This is a genomic window from Micromonospora sp. NPDC002717 (assembly GCF_040295705.1).
In the GTDB taxonomy this organism is placed as follows: domain Bacteria; phylum Actinomycetota; class Actinomycetes; order Mycobacteriales; family Micromonosporaceae; genus Micromonospora.
Genome location: NZ_JBEOVW010000003.1, coordinates 1 through 19943 on the forward strand (window position 1 = coordinate 1; position 19943 = coordinate 19943).

At 71.2% G+C, this 19943-nt stretch carries 23 protein-coding genes; 7 read left to right on the top strand and 16 right to left on the bottom strand.

What is annotated here, in order from left to right; translation table 11 throughout:
• The 3 genes from ABT006_RS06420 to ABT006_RS06430 form a co-directional block, all read left to right on the top strand.
• Positions 1–188 (top strand): hypothetical protein (locus ABT006_RS06420; protein WP_350703570.1); only part of this gene is annotated, 188 nt, incomplete at its 5' end.
• A gap of 12 nt (positions 189–200) precedes the next feature.
• Entirely contained in the window at positions 201–1136 is a 936-nt protein-coding gene (locus ABT006_RS06425) for a polysaccharide deacetylase family protein (protein ID WP_350703572.1), read from the top strand.
• Between the two features lie 61 nt (positions 1137–1197).
• On the top strand, positions 1198–1497 hold the full coding sequence (locus ABT006_RS06430; protein WP_350703573.1) for a DUF1540 domain-containing protein: 300 nt from the start codon (positions 1198–1200) through the stop codon (positions 1495–1497).
• A gap of 11 nt (positions 1498–1508) precedes the next feature.
• Here ABT006_RS06430 and ABT006_RS06435 read toward each other — a convergent pair whose 3' ends face one another.
• Complete coding sequence (locus tag ABT006_RS06435; protein ID WP_350703575.1) at positions 1509–3515, bottom strand: ethylmalonyl-CoA mutase; 2007 nt, start codon at positions 3513–3515, stop codon at positions 1509–1511.
• A 151-nt stretch (positions 3516–3666) separates the two neighbouring features.
• Here ABT006_RS06435 and ABT006_RS06440 point away from each other — a divergent pair, with 151 nt between their 5' ends.
• Together ABT006_RS06440 and ABT006_RS06445 are read left to right on the top strand one after the other, a co-directional pair.
• The gene (locus ABT006_RS06440) at positions 3667–4515 is read left to right on the top strand and encodes an ABC transporter ATP-binding protein (protein WP_350703577.1); all 849 of its coding nucleotides are present in this window, start codon (positions 3667–3669) and stop codon (positions 4513–4515) included.
• On the top strand, positions 4512–5357 hold the full coding sequence (locus ABT006_RS06445; RefSeq protein WP_350703579.1) for an ABC transporter permease: 846 nt from the start codon (positions 4512–4514) through the stop codon (positions 5355–5357). The genes ABT006_RS06440 and ABT006_RS06445 overlap by 4 nt, the downstream gene beginning before the upstream one ends.
• A gap of 48 nt (positions 5358–5405) precedes the next feature.
• Here ABT006_RS06445 and ABT006_RS06450 read toward each other — a convergent pair whose 3' ends face one another.
• The gene (locus ABT006_RS06450; RefSeq protein WP_350703581.1) at positions 5406–6254 is read right to left on the bottom strand and encodes a 3-hydroxyacyl-CoA dehydrogenase family protein; all 849 of its coding nucleotides are present in this window, start codon (positions 6252–6254) and stop codon (positions 5406–5408) included.
• A gap of 105 nt (positions 6255–6359) precedes the next feature.
• Positions 6360–7796, bottom strand: coding sequence for a UDP-N-acetylglucosamine 1-carboxyvinyltransferase (murA, locus tag ABT006_RS06455; RefSeq protein WP_350703583.1), 1437 nt, complete (start codon positions 7794–7796; stop codon positions 6360–6362).
• On the opposite strand from murA, the gene ABT006_RS06460 reads away from it, so the two are divergent.
• Positions 7795–8367 (top strand): cob(I)yrinic acid a,c-diamide adenosyltransferase, encoded by a 573-nt coding sequence (locus ABT006_RS06460; RefSeq protein WP_350703584.1) that lies wholly within the window; start codon positions 7795–7797, stop codon positions 8365–8367. The two genes, murA and ABT006_RS06460, sit on opposite strands and share 2 nt — an antisense overlap.
• A gap of 32 nt (positions 8368–8399) precedes the next feature.
• Positions 8400–8795: a VOC family protein gene (locus ABT006_RS06465; RefSeq protein ID WP_350703586.1), complete on the top strand. Its 396-nt coding sequence runs from the start codon at positions 8400–8402 to the stop codon at positions 8793–8795.
• Between the two features lie 167 nt (positions 8796–8962).
• Here ABT006_RS06465 and ABT006_RS06470 read toward each other — a convergent pair whose 3' ends face one another.
• From ABT006_RS06470 to glyA, 13 genes are all read right to left on the bottom strand, one after another.
• Positions 8963–9418 carry a DUF2550 domain-containing protein gene (locus tag ABT006_RS06470; RefSeq protein ID WP_350703588.1) on the bottom strand — a complete coding sequence of 152 codons (456 nt, stop codon included), beginning with the start codon at positions 9416–9418 and terminating at the stop codon, positions 8963–8965.
• Positions 9419–9430: 12 nt separating this feature from the next.
• Positions 9431–9715, bottom strand: a complete 285-nt coding sequence (locus tag ABT006_RS06475; protein WP_350684044.1) for a F0F1 ATP synthase subunit epsilon — start codon at positions 9713–9715, stop codon at positions 9431–9433.
• 89 nt (positions 9716–9804) lie between these two features.
• Complete coding sequence (locus ABT006_RS06480; protein ID WP_350703589.1) at positions 9805–10947, bottom strand: LCP family protein; 1143 nt, start codon at positions 10945–10947, stop codon at positions 9805–9807.
• Positions 10948–11161: 214 nt separating this feature from the next.
• Complete coding sequence (gene atpD / locus ABT006_RS06485; RefSeq protein ID WP_350703591.1) at positions 11162–12598, bottom strand: F0F1 ATP synthase subunit beta; 1437 nt, start codon at positions 12596–12598, stop codon at positions 11162–11164.
• Complete coding sequence (locus ABT006_RS06490) at positions 12598–13527, bottom strand: F0F1 ATP synthase subunit gamma (RefSeq protein ID WP_350703593.1); 930 nt, start codon at positions 13525–13527, stop codon at positions 12598–12600. Before ABT006_RS06490 ends, atpD begins: the two co-directional genes overlap by 1 nt.
• A gap of 10 nt (positions 13528–13537) precedes the next feature.
• A complete protein-coding gene (gene atpA / locus ABT006_RS06495) occupies positions 13538–15193 on the bottom strand; it encodes a F0F1 ATP synthase subunit alpha (RefSeq protein ID WP_350703595.1) in 1656 nt (551 codons plus the stop codon).
• 92 nt (positions 15194–15285) lie between these two features.
• Positions 15286–16107, bottom strand: a complete 822-nt coding sequence (locus ABT006_RS06500; protein ID WP_350703598.1) for a F0F1 ATP synthase subunit delta — start codon at positions 16105–16107, stop codon at positions 15286–15288.
• The gene (locus tag ABT006_RS06505; protein WP_350703600.1) at positions 16107–16646 is read right to left on the bottom strand and encodes a F0F1 ATP synthase subunit B; all 540 of its coding nucleotides are present in this window, start codon (positions 16644–16646) and stop codon (positions 16107–16109) included. Before ABT006_RS06505 ends, ABT006_RS06500 begins: the two co-directional genes overlap by 1 nt.
• Before the next feature lie 27 nt (positions 16647–16673).
• Entirely contained in the window at positions 16674–16907 is a 234-nt protein-coding gene (locus ABT006_RS06510; RefSeq protein WP_088975803.1) for an ATP synthase F0 subunit C, read from the bottom strand.
• Positions 16908–16974: 67 nt separating this feature from the next.
• The gene (atpB, locus tag ABT006_RS06515) at positions 16975–17772 is read right to left on the bottom strand and encodes a F0F1 ATP synthase subunit A (RefSeq protein ID WP_350703602.1); all 798 of its coding nucleotides are present in this window, start codon (positions 17770–17772) and stop codon (positions 16975–16977) included.
• 11 nt (positions 17773–17783) lie between these two features.
• Positions 17784–18020 carry an AtpZ/AtpI family protein gene (locus ABT006_RS06520; protein ID WP_350703604.1) on the bottom strand — a complete coding sequence of 79 codons (237 nt, stop codon included), beginning with the start codon at positions 18018–18020 and terminating at the stop codon, positions 17784–17786.
• Between the two features lie 200 nt (positions 18021–18220).
• Positions 18221–18655, bottom strand: a complete 435-nt coding sequence (locus tag ABT006_RS06525; protein ID WP_350703605.1) for a hypothetical protein — start codon at positions 18653–18655, stop codon at positions 18221–18223.
• A complete protein-coding gene (gene glyA, locus ABT006_RS06530) occupies positions 18648–19937 on the bottom strand; it encodes a serine hydroxymethyltransferase (RefSeq protein ID WP_350703606.1) in 1290 nt (429 codons plus the stop codon). Before glyA ends, ABT006_RS06525 begins: the two co-directional genes overlap by 8 nt.
• Between the last annotated feature and the right edge of the window lie 6 nt (positions 19938–19943).

The following is a 19943-nucleotide window of genomic DNA, read 5'->3' on the forward strand; positions in this document are numbered from 1 at the left end:
CATCCAGGCACGGACGGCGCGCGACCACCGACGGGGTGTGGCCCGCCGTGCCCGGCGCAGGGATCAAGCCTGACCGCCCGGAGCCGGGCACGGCGGGCCACACCCCCACCACCACGCACCGCAACCCACACCCACACCACGACCGCACACCACCCCACGCCCGGCACACGGAGAACACGAAGCGCTGACATCATCTCCCGGTGCCCGTGAAGACCCCTCGCCTTCCGCTCGCCGCCGCCACAATCGCCGCCGTGTTCGCCGCCGCGGCGCTCCTCACCGGCCCGGTCCCCCTCCGCACCCCGACCGCCGCCGGCATCGTCCCGATCTCCGCGGCGCAGCCACCGTCCCCGTCGTCGGGGCCGACGCCCGCCCCGATGACCCCGGGCGCAGCCGCACCCGCCCCGACGACCCCGGGCACGGCCCCGCCCGGCACGACGACCCCGGGCGCGACCCCGCCCGGCACGAGGCCGCCCGTCGTCGACCACGGGCCGCGTGTGGGGAACAAGGTGGCGCTCACCTTCGACGCGGACATGACGGACGCGATGCGGTACCAGTTGCGCAGCGGCGCGGTGCGGTCGTACGCGAACCTGAAGATCATCGACCTGCTGGAGCGGGAGCGGGTGCCGGCCACGTTCTTCCTGACCGGCAAGTGGGTCGAGCAGTACCCGGCGGTGACCCGACGGCTCGCCGCGAACCCGCGCTTCGAGCTGGCCAACCACACGTACGGGCACCTGGCCTTCACCCCGGACTGCTACGGCCTGCCCCGCATCCCCGAGCGGGAGATGACGGCCGACGTGGCGCGGACGTTCGACGTGGTGGCCGCGTACGGCGGGCGGCAGACCCGGTACTTCCGCTTCCCGGGGCTGTGCCACGACCGGAAGGCGCTGGACGCGCTGGCGCCGCTGGGGGTGACCGTGGTCGACGGCGACGTGGTGAGCGGCGATCCGTTCGCGAAGTCGTGGCGGCCGGTCGTGCGGGCGGCGCTGGACGGGGTGCGCCCCGGGTCGGTGATCGTCCTGCACGTGACGGAGGCGAACGCGCCGATGACGGACGAGGCGCTGCCGCACATCCTGGCGGGGCTGGCCGAGCGCGGCCTGGAGCCGGCTCCGCTGTCGGAGGTGCTCGGGCAGAGCTGAATCCGCCTCGCCAACCCCACCAAAAGCCTAAAGTCGGGGCAAGACTCTAGAGGAGGTCGGCATGACCGCAGCGATGGAGATGCCCCGCGTCCAGGAGTGTGTGGTTTCGGCCTGCGCGTACAACCACACCGGCGACTGCCACGCCTTCGCCATCACGATCGGCAGCATGGACCACGCGCACTGCCACACGTTCATCGAGATGCCCGCCGTCCGGGCCGGCGTGGACGGCCTCATCGCGCAGGTCGGCGCCTGCCAGCGGGCCGACTGCCGGCACAACGACCAGTTGGAGTGCCACGCGCCGGCGATCAAGGTCGGCCCGGACAACGACATGGCCGACTGCATGACCTACGTCACCCGCTGACCGCCCTTCCTTCAGCTCAGGCCGTTGGCCTCGCGAACGACGGTGACCAGGTCGTCGATGATGCCGGTGAGGGCGAAGTCCTTCGGCGTGAAGACCCGGGCCACCCCGGCGGCCCGGAGCTGCGCGGCGTCGCCGGCCGGGATGATCCCGCCGACCACCACGGGCAGGTCCGGCCGGCCGGCCGCGCGCAGCCCGTCCAGCACCGCCGGCACCGCGGCCAGGTGCGAGCCGGAGAGCACCGACAGGCCGACCAGGTCCACGTCCTCCTCGACGGCGGCGGCGACGATCTGCCCGGCGGTCAGCCGGATGCCCTGGTAGACCACCTCGAAGCCGGCGTCGCGGGCGCGTACCGCGATCTGCTCCGCGCCGTTGGAGTGCCCGTCCAGGCCGGGCTTGCCGACCAGCAGCCGCAGCCGGCCGCTGCCCAACTCACGGGCCGTGGCGGCGACCCGCTCGCGGACGGCGGCCAGGGTGGCGTCCCCGCCGGCCCCGGCGGCGCCGGCCAGGCCGGTGGGGGCGCGGTACTCGCCGAAGACCTGCCGCAGCGCGCCGGCCCATTCGCCGGTGGTCACGCCGGCCCGCACGCACTCCAGCGTCGCCGGCATCAGGTTCGTGGTGGTCGCGGCGTCCGCCCGCAGCCGGGCCAGCGCCGCGTCCACGGCCGCCGCGTCCCGCCCGGCCCGCCATTCGCGTACGGAGGCCACGGCGGCCGCCTCCACCGCCGGGTCGACCTGTTCGACGGCCTCGGCACCGGCCGCGGTCAGCGGCGACGGCTCGGTCTCGGCGAACCGGTTGACCCCGACCACCACGTCGGTGCCTGCCTCCATCCGGCGCCGCCGCTCGGCCAGCGAGGCGACCAGCGCGCTCTTGAGGTAGCCGGTCTCCACGGCGGCCACCACGCCGCCCATCTCCAGCACCTTCTCCAGCTCGACCCGCGCCCCGGCGACGATCTCGTCGACCAGCGCGGTCATCACGTGCGAGCCCTCGAAGAGGTCCGGGTACTCCAGCAGGTCCGACTCGTACGCGAGCACCTGCTGCATGCGCAGCGACCACTGCTGGTCCCACGGCCGGGGCAGGCCGAGGGCCTCGTTCCAGGCGGGCAGCTGGACGGCGCGGGCCCGGGCGTCCCGGGACAGGGTCACGCCGAGCATCTCCAGCACGATGCGCTGGATGTTGTTCTCCGGCTGCGCCGCGGTCAGGCCCAGCGAGTTGACCTGCACGCCGTAGCGGAACCGGCGCTGCTTCGGGTTCGCCACCCCGTAGCGCTCGCGGGTGATCTCGTCCCAGAGCGCGCCGAAGGCCCGCATCTTGGCGATCTCCTCGACGAAGCGCACGCCGGCGTTGACGAAGAAGGAGACCCGCTGCACCACGTCGCCCATCCGCTCGGCGGGCACCTGGCCCGAGTCGCGGACCGCGTCGAGCACCGCGACGGCGGTGGAGAGCGCGAAACCGACCTCCTGCACCGGCGTCGCGCCGGCCTCCTGGAGGTGGTACGAGCAGATGTTCACCGGGTTCCACCGGGGCATCTCCCGCAGCGTGTACGCGATGACGTCGGCCGTGAGGCGCAGCGACGCCGCCGGCGGGAAGATGTAGGTGCCCCGGGAGAGGTACTCCTTGATGATGTCGTTCTGCGTGGTGCCGGCGCAGCGGGCCAGCTCGGCCCCCTGCTCCGCGCCGACCGTGCCGTAGAGGGCGAGCAGCCACATCGCGGGCGCGTTGATGGTCATGGACGTGTTCATCTCGGCCAGCGGGAGGCCCGTGAAGAGGGCCCGCATGTCGCCGAGGTGCGCCACCGGGACGCCCACCCGGCCGACCTCACCGGCGGCGAGTTCGTGGTCGGGGTCGTACCCGGTCTGCGTCGGCAGATCGAAGGCGACCGACAGGCCGGTCTGCCCCTTCGCCAGGTTGCGGCGGAAGAGCGCGTTCGTGGCGGCGGCCGAGCTGTGCCCGGCGTACGTGCGCATCACCCACGGGCGGTCGCGTTCGGGCAGCCGACCCGGGAGAGCCTTCTCGTCCATGGCGGGAGTCTAAGTTACCGTTCAGTCACCGGCGCTGTGGAAAACCACACAGCTCCATGGAGCGGACGCCCGGGTGCGAAGCCCCCGGCATGGGCCGGACCGCCACACCCCGGCCGGGTCACGGCCACGGCCAGGACGCACACTTGACGACATGGATGACGAGCTCGCGATCTCCGTCCGGGGGCTGCGCAAGGCGTACGGCGACAACGTCGCCGTGGCGGGCCTGGACCTGGACGTCCGCCGCGGCGAGGTGTTCGCCCTGCTCGGCCCCAACGGCGCCGGCAAGACCACCACCGTGGAGATCCTGGAGGGCTACCGTCGGCGCGACGCCGGCGAGGTCTCGGTGCTCGGCAGCGACCCGGCCGCGCCGGCCGCCGACTGGCGTTCCCGGGTGGGCATCGTGCTCCAGGGCACGGGCGAGTTCGACGAGCTGACCGTCGCGGAGGTGGTGCGCCACTTCGCCGGCTTCTACGCCGGGGCGGACGACCCGGACAAGGTCATCGAGCGGGTGGGGCTGGCCGGCAAGGCGAGGGCGCGTACGCACACCCTCTCCGGCGGGCAGAAGCGCCGGCTCGACGTGGCGCTCGGCATCGTCGGCCGACCCGAGCTGCTCTTCCTGGACGAGCCGACCACCGGCTTCGACCCGGAGGCGCGCCGGGAGTTCTGGGAGCTGATCCGGGACCTGGCCGCCGCCGGCACCACCATCGTGCTGACCACCCACTACCTCGACGAGGCCGAGGCGTTGGCCGACCGGGTCGGCGTGATCGCCGGCGGACGGCTGGTCGAGGTCGCCGCACCCGACCGGCTGGGCAACCGGCAGGCGGCCCTCGCGACGGTCGCCTGGCGTACGCCGGAGGGGGCGCTGGAGACGGCGGAGAGCGCGACGCCGACGGCGCTGGTGGCCGAACTGGCCGCGCGCTTCGGCGGCGAGGTCCCCGGCCTGACGGTGACCCGGCCGACCCTGGAGGACGTCTACCTGCGGATGATCGGACACCGATGACCACCACGACGAAGCCCGCCCCACCGGCCGCCACGGCCCCGGCCCGACGGCCCGGTCCGGTCGCCCTCGGCCTGCGGCAGGGCCGGCTGGAGATCACCCAGTTCCTGCGCAGCCGGGAGTCCGTCGTCTTCACGATGGGCTTCCCGGTCATCATGATCGTGATCTTCGCGGCGATCTTCGACGACCGGATCGCGCCCGGGGTCAGCTACACCCAGTACTTCATCACCGGCATGATCGCCACCGGCCTGATGACCGTCAGCTTCCAGAACCTCGGCATCTGGATCCCGATCGAGCGGGACCGGGGGGTGCTCAAGCGGTACCGGGGCACGCCGATGCCGAAGTGGGTCTGGTTCGCGGGCAAGGTCCTGATGGTCGTGGCCATCGGCATCGCGGAGACCGTGCTGCTGCTCGCCGTCTCGGTGGCGCTGTTCGACCTGGAGCTGCCCGGCACCGCCGCGAAGTGGCTCACCTTCGGCTGGGTGTCGGTGCTCGGTGTCACCGCCTGCACGCTGTGCGGCATCGCCATCTCGTCACTGGCCCGCACCGCCCGCAGCGGCTCGGCCGTGGTCACCCCGGTCGCGCTGGTGCTCCAGTTCATCTCCGGCGTGTTCTTCGTCTTCACCGAGTTGCCGAGCTGGATGCAGCAGGTGGCGGCGCTCTTCCCGCTGAAGTGGATGTGCCAGGGCCTGCGCTCGGTCTTCCTGCCGGAGGCGTTCGGCGCCCGCGAGCCGGCGGGCTCCTTCGAGCTGACCCGCGTGGCCCTGGTGCTGGCCGCCTGGTGCGTCGTCGGGCTGGTGCTCTGCCTGACCACCTTCCGCTGGACGACCCGGCGCGACGGCTGAGGCGCGGTGGGGGCGGCCACCCGTGGTGCCCGCCCCCGCCGCGTCCGCTCAGTACGTGTAGAAGCCCTTGCCGGACTTGCGGCCGAGGTCACCGGCGGTGGCCATGCGCTGGAGCAGCTCCGGCGGGAAGAACTTCTCGTCCGCGGTGTCGGTGTAGATGTTCTTCGTGGCGTTGAGCAGCACGTCCACGCCGGTCAGGTCGATCGTCGCCAGCGGACCCATGGCGTGGCCGAAGCCGAGCTTGCAGGCGGTGTCCAGGTCCTCGGCGGAGACCACGCCGGACTCGACCAGCTTGACCGCCTCCATGGCGAGCGCGCTGATCAGCCGGGTGGTGACGAAGCCGGCGATGTCCCGGTTGACCACCACGACGGTCTTGCCGATCCCCTCGGCGAACGCCTTCGCCGTCGCCAGGGTCTCGTCGCTGGTCTTGTAGCCACGCACCAGCTCGCAGAGCTTCATCATCGGCACCGGTGAGAAGAAGTGGGTGCCGACGACCGCCTCCGGCCGCTCGGTCGCCGTGGCGATCTGGGTCACCGGGATGGCCGAGGTGTTGGTGGCCAGGATCGCGTCGGGCCGGCAGATCTTGTCCAGCGCCCGGAACACCTCGTGCTTGATCTCGATCTTCTCGAAGACCGCCTCGACGACGATGTCCGCGTCCGCCGCCGCCTCCAGGTCGGTGGTCGGGGTGATCCGGCCGAGCGTCGCCTCGACGTCGGACACCTCGATCTTCCCCTTCTCGGCGAACCTCTCCAGCGACTTCCGGATGCCGTCCACGCCCCGCTTGGTGGCCGCGTCGTCCAGGTCCCGCAGCGTCACCTGCCAGCCCGCCTGCGCCGCCACCTGGGCGATGCCCGAGCCCATCAGCCCGGCCCCGACGACCGCGAGTCGACCCGCCATCTGCTTCTCCCTCGCCTGAATGAGTGTCTGCCAGCACCCTAGTCGGCACGCCTGAACGGATGCTAAGGCGTGTCGCCCGGGCGGCGGACGGCAGCGGCGGGGCCTTCAGATGGTGAGGTCCGGCTCCTCCGGCGCGGTGCCCGGCTCCACCTCGACGCCGAGGGCCCGCAGGTCCGCCGCGAAGTCCGGGTAGCCCCGGTCCACGTGGTGCACGTGGGAGACCTCGGTGACCCCCTCGGCGCAGAGCCCGGCGATGATCAGCCCCGCGCCGGCCCGGATGTCGGTGGCGCGTACGGGGGCGCCGGAGAGCCGCTCACGGCCGCGTACCACCGCGTGGTGCCCGTCGGTCTTGATGTCCGCGCCCAGCCGCATCATCTCGTTGGCGAACATGAACCGGCCGTCGAAGATGTTTTCGGTGATCAGGGACGCGCCGTCGCTGACCGCCGCCAGGCCGATCGCCATCGGCAGCAGGTCGGTGGCGAAGCCCGGGTACGGCAGGGTGACCACGTCCACCGCCTTCGGCCGGTCGTCCATCCGGACTCGGAACGCGTCGCCCCTGGTCTCCACCAGGCCGCCGGCGGAGACCAGCTTGTCGAGCGCGACCTCCAGGAACCCCGGCTCCACCCCGGTCACGGTGACGTCCCCCCGGGTCATCGCCGCGCCGAAGGCCCAGGTGCCGGCCACGATCCGGTCCCCCACCGTGGCGTGCCGCACCGGCCGCAGCCCGGGCACCCCCGCGATGTGCAGCGTCGACGTGCCGGCGCCGGAGATCCGCGCGCCCATCTGGTTGAGCATGGTGCAGATGTCGACGATCTCCGGCTCGCGGGCCGCGTTGTCGATGACGCTGGCCCCGCGGGCCAGCACCGCCGCCATGACCAGGTTCTCCGTCGCCCCGACGCTGGGGAAGTCGAGCATGATCTCCGCGCCGTGCAACCCGTGCGGCGCCGAGGCGATCACGAAGCCGTGCTCGCCCGAGATCTCCGCGCCCATCCGGGTCAGCCCGGAGATGTGCATGTCCAGCCCCCGCGAGCCGATGGCGTCTCCGCCGGGGTGGGCCACCCGCACGTACCCGAGGCGGGCCAGCAGCGGGCCGAGCACGCAGATGGAGGCACGCAGCCGGCGGACGAGGTCGTAGTCGGCCTCGGTGCCGGGCTGTTCGGGCACGTCGATGACGACCGACCGGGACCGGGCCACCCCGCCGTGCGCGACCATCGGGTCGACCGGGTCGTCGGCGTCGAAGCGGATGCCGCAGCCGAGCCGGCGGAGCACCTCGCCCATGATCGCGATGTCGGTGATCCGCGGGACGTTGGTGATCACGCTGCGTCCCGGGGCGAGCAGCGCGGCGGCCATCAGCTTCAGCGCCGAGTTCTTCGCGCCGACGACGTGCACCGTGCCGGCCAGGCGGGCGTCGCCGCGCACCCGGATGACGTCGACGTCGTTGACCGCCGGGTCACCGGCGTGCCCGGGGCCCACCCCGCCCGGCCGGAGGGCGCCCGGGCGCACCGGGATCGGCAGATCCGGTATCCGTAGGCTGTGCGTCATGGCCGTCCACCTCACGCGCATCTACACCAAGGCCGGCGACGCCGGCATGACCAGGCTGAGCAACAACGAACAAGTGCCGAAGACCGATCCGCGCATCGCCGCGTACGCGGACGTCGACGAGTGCAACGCCGCGATCGGCGTGGCGCTCGCGCTGGGGCAGCTCGACGACGAGCTGCGGGGCGTCCTGGCGTCGATCCAGAACGACATGTTCGACGTGGGCGCCGACCTGGCCACCCCGGTGGAGCCGGATCCGAAGTACCCGCCGCTGCGGGTCACCGAGGAGTACGTCGAGCGCATCGAGGGTTGGTGCGACGAGTACAACGCACGCCTGAGCAAGCTCGACTCCTTCATCCTCCCCGGCGGCACCGCGGGCGCGGCGCTGCTGCACGTGGCGCGGACGGTCGCCCGACGCGCCGAGCGGGCGGCGTGGGCCCTGGTCGCACACGACCCTGAGCGGACCAGCTCGCTCCCGGCAAAGTATCTCAACCGGCTCTCTGACCTGCTGTTCATCTTGGCAAGATCGGCCAATCCGGGCGGAGATGTGCTATGGGTGCCGGGCGGTAGGCGCTGACCGCGCAGCATCCCCTCCCGCCGGACGCCGCGGTGGGCGCGCTGCACCACGTCGAGGTCTGGGTGCCCGACCTGGCCGCCGCCGTCCGCGGCTGGGGTTGGCTGCTCGGCGAGCTGGGCTGGACGCCGTTCCAGGAGTGGCCGGCCGGCCGCTCCTGGCGGCTCGGCCCGACGTACCTGGTGCTGGAATGCTCGCCGGCGCTGTCCGGGTCGGTCCACGATCGGCTCGCCCCCGGGCTCAACCATCTCGCCTTCCACGCGGGTCCGCCGGCCGCCGTGGACCGGCTGGTCGCGGCGGCGCCGGCGCACGGCTGGACGCTGCTCTTCCCGGACCGCCATCCTCGCGCCGGCGGCCCGGACACCTACGCCGCCTACCTGACCGACAACCAGGGGTACGAGGTCGAACTGGTCGCCTCACCACCCGAGTAGTTCAGCGGGTCACCTGACGAGACCGGTAACGGTGCAGGTGGTGTAAGAGGGCGCCGGACCGCGGACAGTGCGACGGCAGGGGTTTCCGGGGAGCCCGCCCGCGGAGGGATCAAGCCTGACCGCCCGGAGCGGGTGGGCTCCCCGGAAACCCCAAGGACGAGGGGACGTCAGGCAGCGGGCCAGTCCTGGGAGGCCAGACGCGGCGAGACCGCCCCCGGAGGGGCGGCCTCGAGCCAGGAGAGGAACCCGGTGACGGTGGATCGCGCCATGGCGATCTCGACCGGGGCGTGGTTGCTGGTACAGCGGAGGATGACCCAGTCGGCGGGCATGGAGAGGCGTTCCTGCCCCTCCGGCAGCCGCCGGCGCTCCACGGCCAGCCCTTTGCGGGAGAGCACCCGCGTGGGACGGATGGCGAGGCTGAAGACCCGGTACCAGCGGAGTTCGTCGCCGACGAACCGGCCGAAGCCGGGGGACCAGCCACGGCCGTCGAGCATCGTGGAGGTCCGGACGCCGAGCCGGATGATGCCTCCGCTACGTGTGACGACGGCCCGCCGGACGAAGAGGATCAGGAGCGCGCCGAGGATGACGGCTACGCCGATTCCGATCCCTTCGACGATCCCCATCGGCGGTGCGGCTCAGCGGCTCTGTGCGGCGGAAACCGGGGTGGCGCTCTCGGCCAGGACGGTGACGCCGTCGGCGGTCACCGAGAGGAAGCCGCCGGCGACCTCGTAGGAGACCTGCTCGCCACCGGCGAGCTTGATGCGCACCTGGCCGGGCTCGGCGAGCTGGCCGAGCAGGGGCGCGTGCCCCGGCAGCACACCCAGCTCACCCTCGGTCGTCCGGGCGACGACCATCTCGGCGTCACCGGACCAGACCTTCTCCTCGACGGCTACGAGCTCGACGTGAAGCTGCTGTGCCACGCTGTCTCCTTGCTGCGGCGGCGGATTGTCGAAAGTCTAGTCTTGCCGCGGACGCGCCCCCAACGCGGGTGGCGAGACCTGCGCCACGGCTATTTGGCCTTGTTCTGGAAGTCGGGGTGTTCCAACAGGAACGCGTCCAGCTGCTCGTTCTGGAGGGCGGTGAAGAAGTCCTCCACGGCCGGCTGGAACCGCTCGCCCCGGTACTTCCCGTTCTCGGTGACGCCGCCGCCGGGCAGCTTGACCATCTGGATCGTCTCCGGGCGGATGTTCTTCAGGGCGATGCCGAAGTCGATCACGCTGTTGCCACGGCCGCTGAAGATCAGCGACTGCCCGGCCGCCCGCAGCACCCGGTCCAGCTTGATCGGGTTCGTCACCACATCGGCGCTCAGCGCCTGGCCGGCCATGGCCTTGACGAACTGCTGCTGGTGGCGCTGCCGGCCGTAGTCGCCGTCCGGGACGCCGTTCTTCGGGTAGCGCTGCCGGACGTAGTCGAGCGCCTGCCAGCCGCTGAGGTGCTGGTTGCCCTTCTTGTAGACCGCCTGGGGGCCGACGTAGCCCTCGCCGTACGGGTTGCCCTTGCGGTGCTTACCGCTCGGCTCGCGGTGCTCGGAGCGCACCTCGCGCTCGATGTACATGTCGACGCCGCCCATCGCGTCGACGATCTTCTGGAAGCCGTTGAAGTTGATGATCGCGCCGGCGTCGAAGCGCTTGATGCCGGTGACCTTCTGCACCGTCATCGCCAGCAGTTCGAAGCCCCGGGCGGCGTCCGGGTTCCCGCCCGGCACCCGACTGCCGTACGACATCGCCGCGTTGAGCTTGTCGGTGCCGCCGTTGAACTCCGCCCGGCTGAACTTGGGGATCTCCACCAGCAGATCGCGCGGCATCGAGAAGAGGTAGGCGCGGTCCATCTCGGCGGGCACGTGCAGCACCATGATCGAGTCGGCCAGCGGCGGCGTCTCCGGGTTGCGCGGGTCGATGCCGACCAGCAGGATGTTGAGCGGGCCCTTGATGTCGCTCTTGCGCTCCTTCGCCCCGGCGGCCTGGTCGCCGAAGAGGTCGGCCTTGCCCACCGCGCCCTCGTAGCGGGCCATCAGCGCCTCGGCGCCGACCAGGACCACGCCGCTGAGCAGCATGAGGACGGCACCGAACACGGTGCAGGCCCGGGCCCACCGCGGCACCCCCGACCACACGGACGACCTGCCGCCGCCCTTGCCGGCCTTACCCACGATCATCTCCGTTCGTCACGCCCACGATCAGGAGACGGGCGCACGCAGCCGATTGGTTGCACAGATCGACGCTCGCTCCGGCGAGCGCGCGGATCGACGGTACCTCGCGTTCGGCTTGATCGCCGACCGCGCGGAACCGGGCAGCGGCGATCATAAGGCCCGAAGATGAACGAAAGGCCGCCCCGGCATTGCCGGGACGGCCTTTCTCAGGACCGACAGGTCAGCCCTTCATCAGCTCCGCCGCCTTGCGCTCCAGGTCCTCCAGACCGCCGCACATGAAGAAGGCCTGCTCGGGGAAGTGGTCGTACTCACCCTCGCTGATCTTCTTGAACGCCTCGATGGTCTCCTTGATCGGGACCGTCGAGCCCGGCACGCCGGTGAACTGCTCGGCGGCGTAGGTGTTCTGCGACAGGAAGCGCTCGATCCGCCGCGCGCGCTGCACGGTGATCTTGTCTTCCTCGGAGAGCTCCTCGATACCGAGGATGGCGATGATGTCCTGCAGGTCCTTGTACTTCTGCAGGATCCGCTTCACCTCGGTCGCCACCGCGAAGTGCTCGGCGCCGACGAACTCCGGGGCGAGGATCCGGGACGAGGACGCCAGCGGGTCCACGGCCGGGTAGATGCCCTTGTCGGAGATCGACCGCTCCAGGTTGGTGGTCGCGTCGAGGTGGGCGAACGTGGTGGCCGGGGCGGGGTCGGTGTAGTCGTCCGCCGGCACGTAGATCGCCTGCATCGAGGTGATGGCCTGGCCCCGGACGGAGGTGATCCGCTCCTGGAGCTCGCCCATCTCGTCGGCCAGGGTCGGCTGGTAACCCACGGCGCTCGGCATACGGCCGAGCAGCGTGGAGACCTCCGAACCCGCCTGGGTGAAGCGGAAGATGTTGTCGATGAAGAGCAGCACCTCCTGCTTCTGCACGTCGCGGAAGTACTCCGCCATGGTGAGCGCGGAGAGCGCCACCCGCAGCCGGGTGCCCGGCGGCTCGTCCATCTGGCCGTAGACCAGCGCGGTCTTGTCGATGACGCCGGACTCGGTCATCTCGGCGATGAGGTCGTTGCCCTCACGGGTGCGCTCACCCACGCCGGCGAAGACCGAGGTACCACCGAAGTTCCGGGCGACACGGGTGATCATCTCCTGGATGAGCACCGTCTTGCCCACGCCGGCGCCGCCGAACAGGCCGATCTTGCCGCCCTTCACGTACGGGGCGAGCAGGTCGATGACCTTGATGCCAGTCTCCAGCATCTCGGTCTTCGGCTCCAGGTCCGCGAAGGCCGGGGCCTTGCGGTGGATCTGCCAGTGGTCGTCCGGGCTGAGCGTCTCGCCCTCGGTGAGGTTGAGGCACTCGCCGATCGCGTTGAACACGTGGCCCTTGACCGTGTCGCCCACCGGAACGGTGATCGGCGAACCGGTGTCCCGCACCTCGGCGCCGCGGACCAGGCCGTCGGTCGGCTGCATCGAGATGGCGCGGACCATGTTGTCACCCAGGTGCTGGGCGACCTCCAGGGTCAGCGTCTTCTCGCCGCCGGAGAGGGTCACGTCCACGTGCAGGGCGTTGAACAGGGCCGGCATGGCGTCGCGCGGGAACTCGGCGTCGACGACCGGGCCGATGACCCGGACCACGCGACCCGTGGCCGTCTTGGTCTCTACTGGGGCAGTCATCACACTTCACTTCCCGACGCGGCCAGCGCGTTCGCGCCGCCGACGATCTCGCTGATCTCCTGGGTGATCCCGGCCTGGCGGGCCGAGTTCATCTCACGCGTGTACTTCTCGATCATCTCTTCGGCGTTGTCGGTGGCGCTCTTCATCGCCCGCCGCCGGGCCGCCGACTCGCTGGCCGCCGACTCCAGCAACGCCGCGTAGATCCGCGTGTTGATGTACTTCGGCAACAGCGCGTCGAGCAGCGCCTCCGCCTCCGGCTCGAACTCGTACGCCGGCAGCAGGCCCTCGGACCGGGGACGGTCCTCCACCTGCATCGGCCCGATGATCTTCGCGACCGGGGTCTGGGTCATCAGGGAGTGGAACTCGGTGTAGACGATGTGCAACTCGTCGATCCCGAGCACCCCGTCCGGCCCGGCGCCGCCGTCGACGTCGTCCGCACCGGCCGTGAACGCCTTGATCAGCGTCTCGCCCACGGCGCGGGCGTCGGCGAACGTCGGCTGCTCCGAGAACCCGGTCCAGTTCTCCTCGATCGGCCGGTCACGGAACCGGAAGAAGCCGACGCCCTTGCGCCCGATGACGTAGAGCACCGGCTCCTTGCCGTCGGCGCGGAGCCGGGCGATCAGCGACTCCGCCGTCTTGATCGCGTTGGAGCTGTAACCGCCGGCCAGGCCACGGTCGGAGGTGACCAGCAGGACACCTGCCCGCCGCACCCGCGGACGCGGGGTGAGCAGCGGGTGGTCGATCCGCGCGTTGGACGCCAGCGCCGTGAGCACACCGGTGATGGCCTGGGCGTACGGCAGGGACGCCTCCACCCGGGCCTGGGCCTTGGCGATCCGGCTCGTCGCCACGAGCTCCATCGCCTTGGTGATCTTCTTCATCCCCTTCGCCGAGCGGATCCGTTGACGAAGAACGCGTACCTGGGCCGCCATGAATCAGCCCTTACTGGTTCTCGACCGGGCGGTCGGTCGTGCCGTCGCGGAAGCGGGTCACCGTCTCGCGGTTCTCCTCGCCCTCGAGCGGCGTGGCCGGGGCCTCGTTGATCCGACGCTCGTCGGCCTTGCCGAGGAAGAGCTGCTTGAACTCGGTGATGGCGCGGTCGAGCGAGCCGACGATCTCGTCGTCCCACTTGTTGTCGGCGATCCCGGCCAGCACACCCTCGTGCTTGTGGCGCAGGTACTGGAGGAACTCCGACTCGAAGCGGCGGATCTCACCCACGGGGATGTCGTCCAGCTTGCCCTCGGTGCCGGCCCAGACCGAGACGACCTGCTCCTGCACCGGGAACGGCGAGTAGTTCGACTGCTTCAGCAGCTCGACCAGGCGGGAACCACGCTCCAGCTGGGCGCGGGAGGCCTTGTCCAGGTCGGAGGCGAAGGCGGCGAACGCCTCCAGCTCGCGGAACTGGGCCAGGTTCAGCCGCAGCGAACCGGCGACCTTCTTCATCGGCTTCACCTGCGCGGCGCCACCGACCCGGGAGACCGAGGTGCCGACGTTGATGGCCGGCCGGACGCCCTGGTTGAACAGGTCGGTCTCGAGGAAGATCTGGCCGTCGGTGATGGAGATGACGTTGGTCGGGATGAAGGCCGAGATGTCGTTGGCCTTCGTCTCGATGATCGGCAGGCCGGTCATCGAGCCCCCGCCCAGCTCGTCGGAGAGCTTCGCGCAGCGCTCCAGCAGGCGGGAGTGCAGGTAGAAGACGTCACCCGGGTACGCCTCACGACCCGGCGGGCGGCGCAGCAGCAGCGACACGGCGCGGTACGCCTCGGCCTGCTTGCTCAGGTCGTCGAAGACGATCAGGACGTGCTTGCCGCCGTACATCCAGTGCTGCCCGATGGACGAGCCGGTGTACGGGGCGAGGTACTTGAAGCCGGCCGGGTCGGAGGCCGGGGAGGCAACGATGGTGGTGTACTCCATCGCACCCGCCTCCTCCAGGATGCCCTTGATCGAGGCGATCGTGGAGGCCTTCTGGCCGATGGCGACGTAGATGCAGCGGACCTGCTTCTTCGGGTCGCCGGAGCGCCAGTTCTCCCGCTGGTTGAGGATGGTGTCCAGGGCGACGGTGGTCTTGCCGGTCTTCCGGTCGCCGATGATCAGCTGACGCTGACCGCGGCCGATCGGGGTCATGGCGTCGACGGCCTTGAGACCGGTCTGCAGCGGCTCGTCGACCGACTGCCGGGCCATCACGTTCGGGGCCTGGAGCTCCAGCTCGCGGAAGCCCTCGTTGGGGATGTCGCCGAGGCCGTCGATCGGCTGGCCGAGCGCGTTGACCACGCGGCCGAGGAAGGCGTCGCCGACCGGCACGGAGAGCACCCGGCCGGTGCGCTTGACGCGCTGCCCCTCTTCGAGCTTGGCGGAGTCACCGAGAACGACGACACCGATCTCCCGGACGTCGAGGTTCAGCGCCACACCCAGGGTGCCGTCCTCGAACTCCAGGAGCTCGTTGGTCATGGTCGAGGGGAGGCCCTCGACGTGGGCGATGCCGTCGCCGGTGTCGGCGACGGTGCCGACCTCCTCGCGGGAGAGTTCGGACGAGTAGGAGGAGACGTAGCGCTCCAGGGCGCCGCGGATCTCCTCCGTCGAGATGGTCAGCTCGGCCATCCTCTGCTTCCTTAAGTATCAGGGGCCCGGGATACCTAGTACCGACCGGTCCGAATGGCGTCTAATCACAGGCGCTGGGCGGCGGTGCCACCTCAGCGCTTCGCGAGCGCGTTGCGGCTCTCGTTGAGGCGGCGCAGGACGGTGCCGTCGTACAGGTCGGAGCCGACCCGCACGCTCACGCCACCGAGAACTCCGGGGTCCACCGTCTGCTTGACGGAAACCTCTCGACCGTATATCGCGGAGAGGCTCGCGCCCAGCCGGCGCTCGTCCTCGTCACTCAACGGGGCCGCGACGGTCACGTACGCCACCTGCCGGTCCCGCCGGTCGGCGGCGAGCTCGACCAGTCGGGTGAGCGCCCCGGTGAAGGAGCGTCCCCCGAACCCGCCCAGCGCCGCCTCGACGAGGCGGAGGGTGATCGGGCGGGCCTTGCCGGCGAGCAGTTCGCGGGCCAGGGCGGCCCGCTGCCCGACCGGGGCGATCGGGTCCGCCAGCGCGTTGGAGAGCGCCGACTGACCGGAGACCACCTGACCGAAGCGGAACAGCTCGTCCTCGACCTCGCCGAGGTCGCCGGCGGAGTCGGCGCTGGCCAGCAGCGCCTCCACGCCGAGCCGCTCGGCACCGTCGAGCAGCTCCGACGGCGCCGACCAGCGGCCGGCGACCAGCGAGGCGACCAGGTCGAGCGCCTCGGCGCCGACCTTGCCGCGCAGCAGCTCGCCGAGCAGGGCGGTGCGGTCCGCACCGGAGCGGGCCGGGTCGGAGAGCGCCCGGCGCAGCCGCGGCTCGCGCCGCAGCAGGTCGGCGACGGAGAGGATGTCGTCGGCGGTGGTGGCCACCGCCGACGGCTCCGCGCCGCGGACGTACGCGTCGAGGCGCTCGGCCGCGACCTTGTACGACTCCCGGCTGGCGGCCTGCATCAGCGGGCCCCCGCGCTCTCGAGACCGCTCAGGAACCGGTCAACGGTGCCCTTGCGACGCGCCTCGTCGGCGAGCGACTCACCGACGATCTTGCTGGCCAGGTCCACCGCGATCGTGCCGACCTCGGTGCGCAGCTCGCGCACGATGGTGGCCCGCTCGGCGGCGAGCTGCTCCTTGCCGGCCGCGATGATCCGGTCGGACTCCTCCCGCGCCTTGCCGAGGATGTCCTGCCGGATGCCCTCGGCGTCGGCCCGGGCGTCGTCCCGGATCTTCGCGGCGTCGGTGCGCGCCTCGGCCAGCTGCGCCCGGTACTGCTCGAGCAGCTGGTTCGCCTCGGCCTGCGCGGCCTCGGCGCGCTTGATGCCACCCTCGATCGCGTCGACCCGCGCCTGGAACGTCTGCTCCATCCGGGGGAAGACGAACTTCATCAGCACGACGCAGAGCAGGGCGAAGGCGATGCCGCCCACCACGATCTCCTGCCAGATCGGCACGATCGGGTTGTGGGTCGACTCACCACCCTCAGCGGCGAGCAGGAACATGGAAGACCTCCCGGTCGAGGGGCGGGATTAGAGGTTGCCCTGCCAGATGAAGCCGAAGGCGATGCCCAGCAGCGCGAGCGCCTCGATGACGGCGAAGCCGATCCAGACGTACGGCAGGGTCATCCGGGACGACTCCGGCTGGCGGGCGGTCGACTGGATGTAGGCGGCGAAGACCAGGCCGACACCGATGCCCGGGCCGATGGCCGCGAGACCGTAGCCGATGGCGGCGGTGCTGCCCTCTACCGCGGCGTAGATGTCCATTAGTGGGTTCCTCCTGGTTATCACGCGTGACGGTCACGCGGGACGACAACTGTTGGTGCGAGGTGGATCAGTGCTCGTCGGCGAGCGCGCCCTGCACGTAGCTGGCGGTCAGCACGGTGAAGACGTAGGCCTGCAGGACGATCACCAGGAACTCGAGGAAGGTGAGCGCGACGGTCATCGCCCAGGACAGCACCGAGACCGGTGCGAGCCAGGCGTTGGCGTTGAGCATCGCGAAGCCGCCGAGCGTGAAGACCAGCAGGAGCATGTGGCCGGCGAACATGTTCGCGAAGAGACGCACGGCCAGCGAGAACGGCCGGACGAGGAAGGTCGAGAAGAACTCGATCGGGATCAGCAGCGGCAGGATGTACCAGGGCGCCGGCGGGATGAGCGAGTTCTTGATGAACTTCCCGGCGCCGTGGTGCTTGATGCCGGCGTAGATGAAGAGCACGTAGCTGATCACCGCGAGGAAGGCGGGGAAGGCGATGTGCGAGTTCGGCGAGATCTGGAACAGCGGCACGATCGCGAAGAGGTTGGTCAGCAGGATGAAGCAGAACAGCGTGGTGAAGTACGGCGCGAACCGCACACCCGCGTGCCCGATCATGTCGACCGCGATGTTGTTGCGCACGAAGCCGTAGATCGACTCGGCGAGCCACTGCTTCTTCGTCGGCACCAGCTGCGGCTTACGGTAGCTGGCCAGGAAGAAGATGATCAGGACGCCGACGGCGATCCAGACCATGGCCGTGATCTTGGTAAACCAGTAGGAGTCGTGCGCACCCCAGGGCAGGATGCTGGGCAGGTAGAAGTCCTCCACGCTGGGTGGGAATGCCGCCTGGCCCGCTGCCAGGACGTTCGCCTGTCCGAACACCGCGTCCCTTCCTAAGTAGGCGTGCCGAGTCGACGGACGACCAGGATGATCCCCCCGGCCATGCCGAGCACGACGCCGATCCCGGTGGCGATGCCGCCGGTGTCGAGCCACTGGTCGACCAGCCAGCCGATGAAGCCCCACACGAGCATGCCCGCGATCAGGTATGTGAGCGCGGTCCAACCCTGGCCGGCTCCGGTCGGAACGTCGTCCGGGCCGCCACTGGGTCGGGGGGGTTGGTCACCAGCCATGACGGGGCGAACGATATCAGCCGGGAATACGAGGCTGTGCCTCGCCCCCCGCACAACCGTCGTTGTGTGGGCCGGTGGCGGGCAGCGTCGTCTGTGGGCACGCTACTCCCCTTCCGCCAGCGTGCAAATGACCGGTGGCGGACACTTTTCCGCGCCGTCCGGGCGGTGGGACACCGCCGTGCCCGCCACCTGCGGCGGGCTCAGCGGGGACGGCGGGCGTGCACGGTGGTGAGCCACCAGATGTGCACGCCGGTCCAGACCACCACGCCGGCGGCGATGCCCAGGCAGAGCGGGATCAGCCCGGGCCAGCCGGTCGACGCCACGGCCACCATCACGACGCCCAGCAGGGTCATCTTGGCCGCGTACAGGCCGAGGCCGAACGGGAGCACGAGCTGCGGATTCACCGAGTCGGCCCAGGCCAGCACCACCGTGGTCAGGGTGTAGCTGACCGCCGTGACGCCCACCCCGGCCGCCGCGCCCAGCGCCGCGTCCGCGCCGCCGGCCAGCGCCCCCACCAGCGCGGCCACCGCGATCAGCAGGCCGCTGGCGGCCAGCAGGACCGGCAGGTGCCGCAGCCGCCAGCGCCGGTCGGCCGCCGCGGTCGCCGCCGGCTCGCGCACCCCGGGCTCAGCCACGGGGGTACGCCGGGAAGTCGGCGACCAGCGCGGTCACCTCGGACGCGATCCGGGTCAGCTCGTCGGCGCCTCCCGGGGCGGCAGGATCGGTGCGCACCGCGCGGGCGATCAGCCCGGCGATCCGGTGCATCTCCCCCTCCCGCATCCCCTGGGTGGTCACGCTCGGGGTGCCGACGCGGATTCCCGACGCCACCATCGGCTTCTGCGGGTCGTACGGGACGGCGTTCTTGTTCAGCGTGATGCCGGCGGCGTCGCAGCGGGCCTCGGCGTCCGCGCCGGTCACCCCGGCCTCGCGCAGGTCGATCAGGGCGAGGTGGGTGTCGGTGCCCCCGGAGACCGGGCGCATGCCCTCGGCGGCCAGCCCGGCGGCGAGCGCCTGCGCGTTGCTCACCACCTGCGCCGCGTACGCCTGGAACTCGGGCTGGGCGGCCTCGCGCAGCGCGACGGCCTTGGCGGCGACGGCGTGCATCAGCGGCCCGCCCTGGGTGAACGGGAAGACCGCCTTGTCGATGCGCTGGGCCAGCGGCTCCCGGCAGAGGATCATGCCGCCGCGCGGCCCACGCAGCACCTTGTGCGTGGTGAAGCAGACGACGTCGGCGTGCGGCACCGGCGACGGGACGGCCTTCCCCGCGACCAGCCCGACGAAGTGCGCCGCGTCCACCATCAGGTACGCCCCGACCTCGTCGGCGATCTCGCGGAACCGCGCGAAGTCGATCAGCCGGGGATAGGCCGTCGCGCCACAAATGATCATCTTGGGGCGGTGGGCGAGGGCCAGGTCGCGCACCTCGTCGTAGTCGATCAGCTCGGTGTCCCGCCGGACGGTGTAGCCGACGGTGTGGAACCACTTGCCGGAGAAGTTCACCCGGCTGCCGTGGGTGAGGTGGCCGCCGTGCGGCAGGTCCATGGCGAGCACCGTGTCCCCCGGCTGCACCAGCGCGGCGTACGCGGCCAGGTTGGCGCTCGCCCCGGAGTGCGGCTGGAGGTTGGCGTGCTCGGCGCCGAACAGCTCCTTCGCCCGGGCGATGCCGATCTCCTCGGCCCGGTCGACCTCGGCGCAGCCGCCGTAGTAGCGCCGGCCCGGGTAGCCCTCGGCGTACTTGTTGGTCAGCGTCGAGCCGAGCGCCGCCAGCACCGCCGGCGAGGTGAGGTTCTCGCTGGCGATCAGCTGGAGGCCGCCCCGGAGCCGGTCCAGCTCGCCCAGCACCACCCCGGCGATCTCCGGGTCCGTCGCGCGGAGCTGGTCGAAGTCCGGCCCCCAGAAGGTGCCCGTCTCAGTAGCCACAGCGCC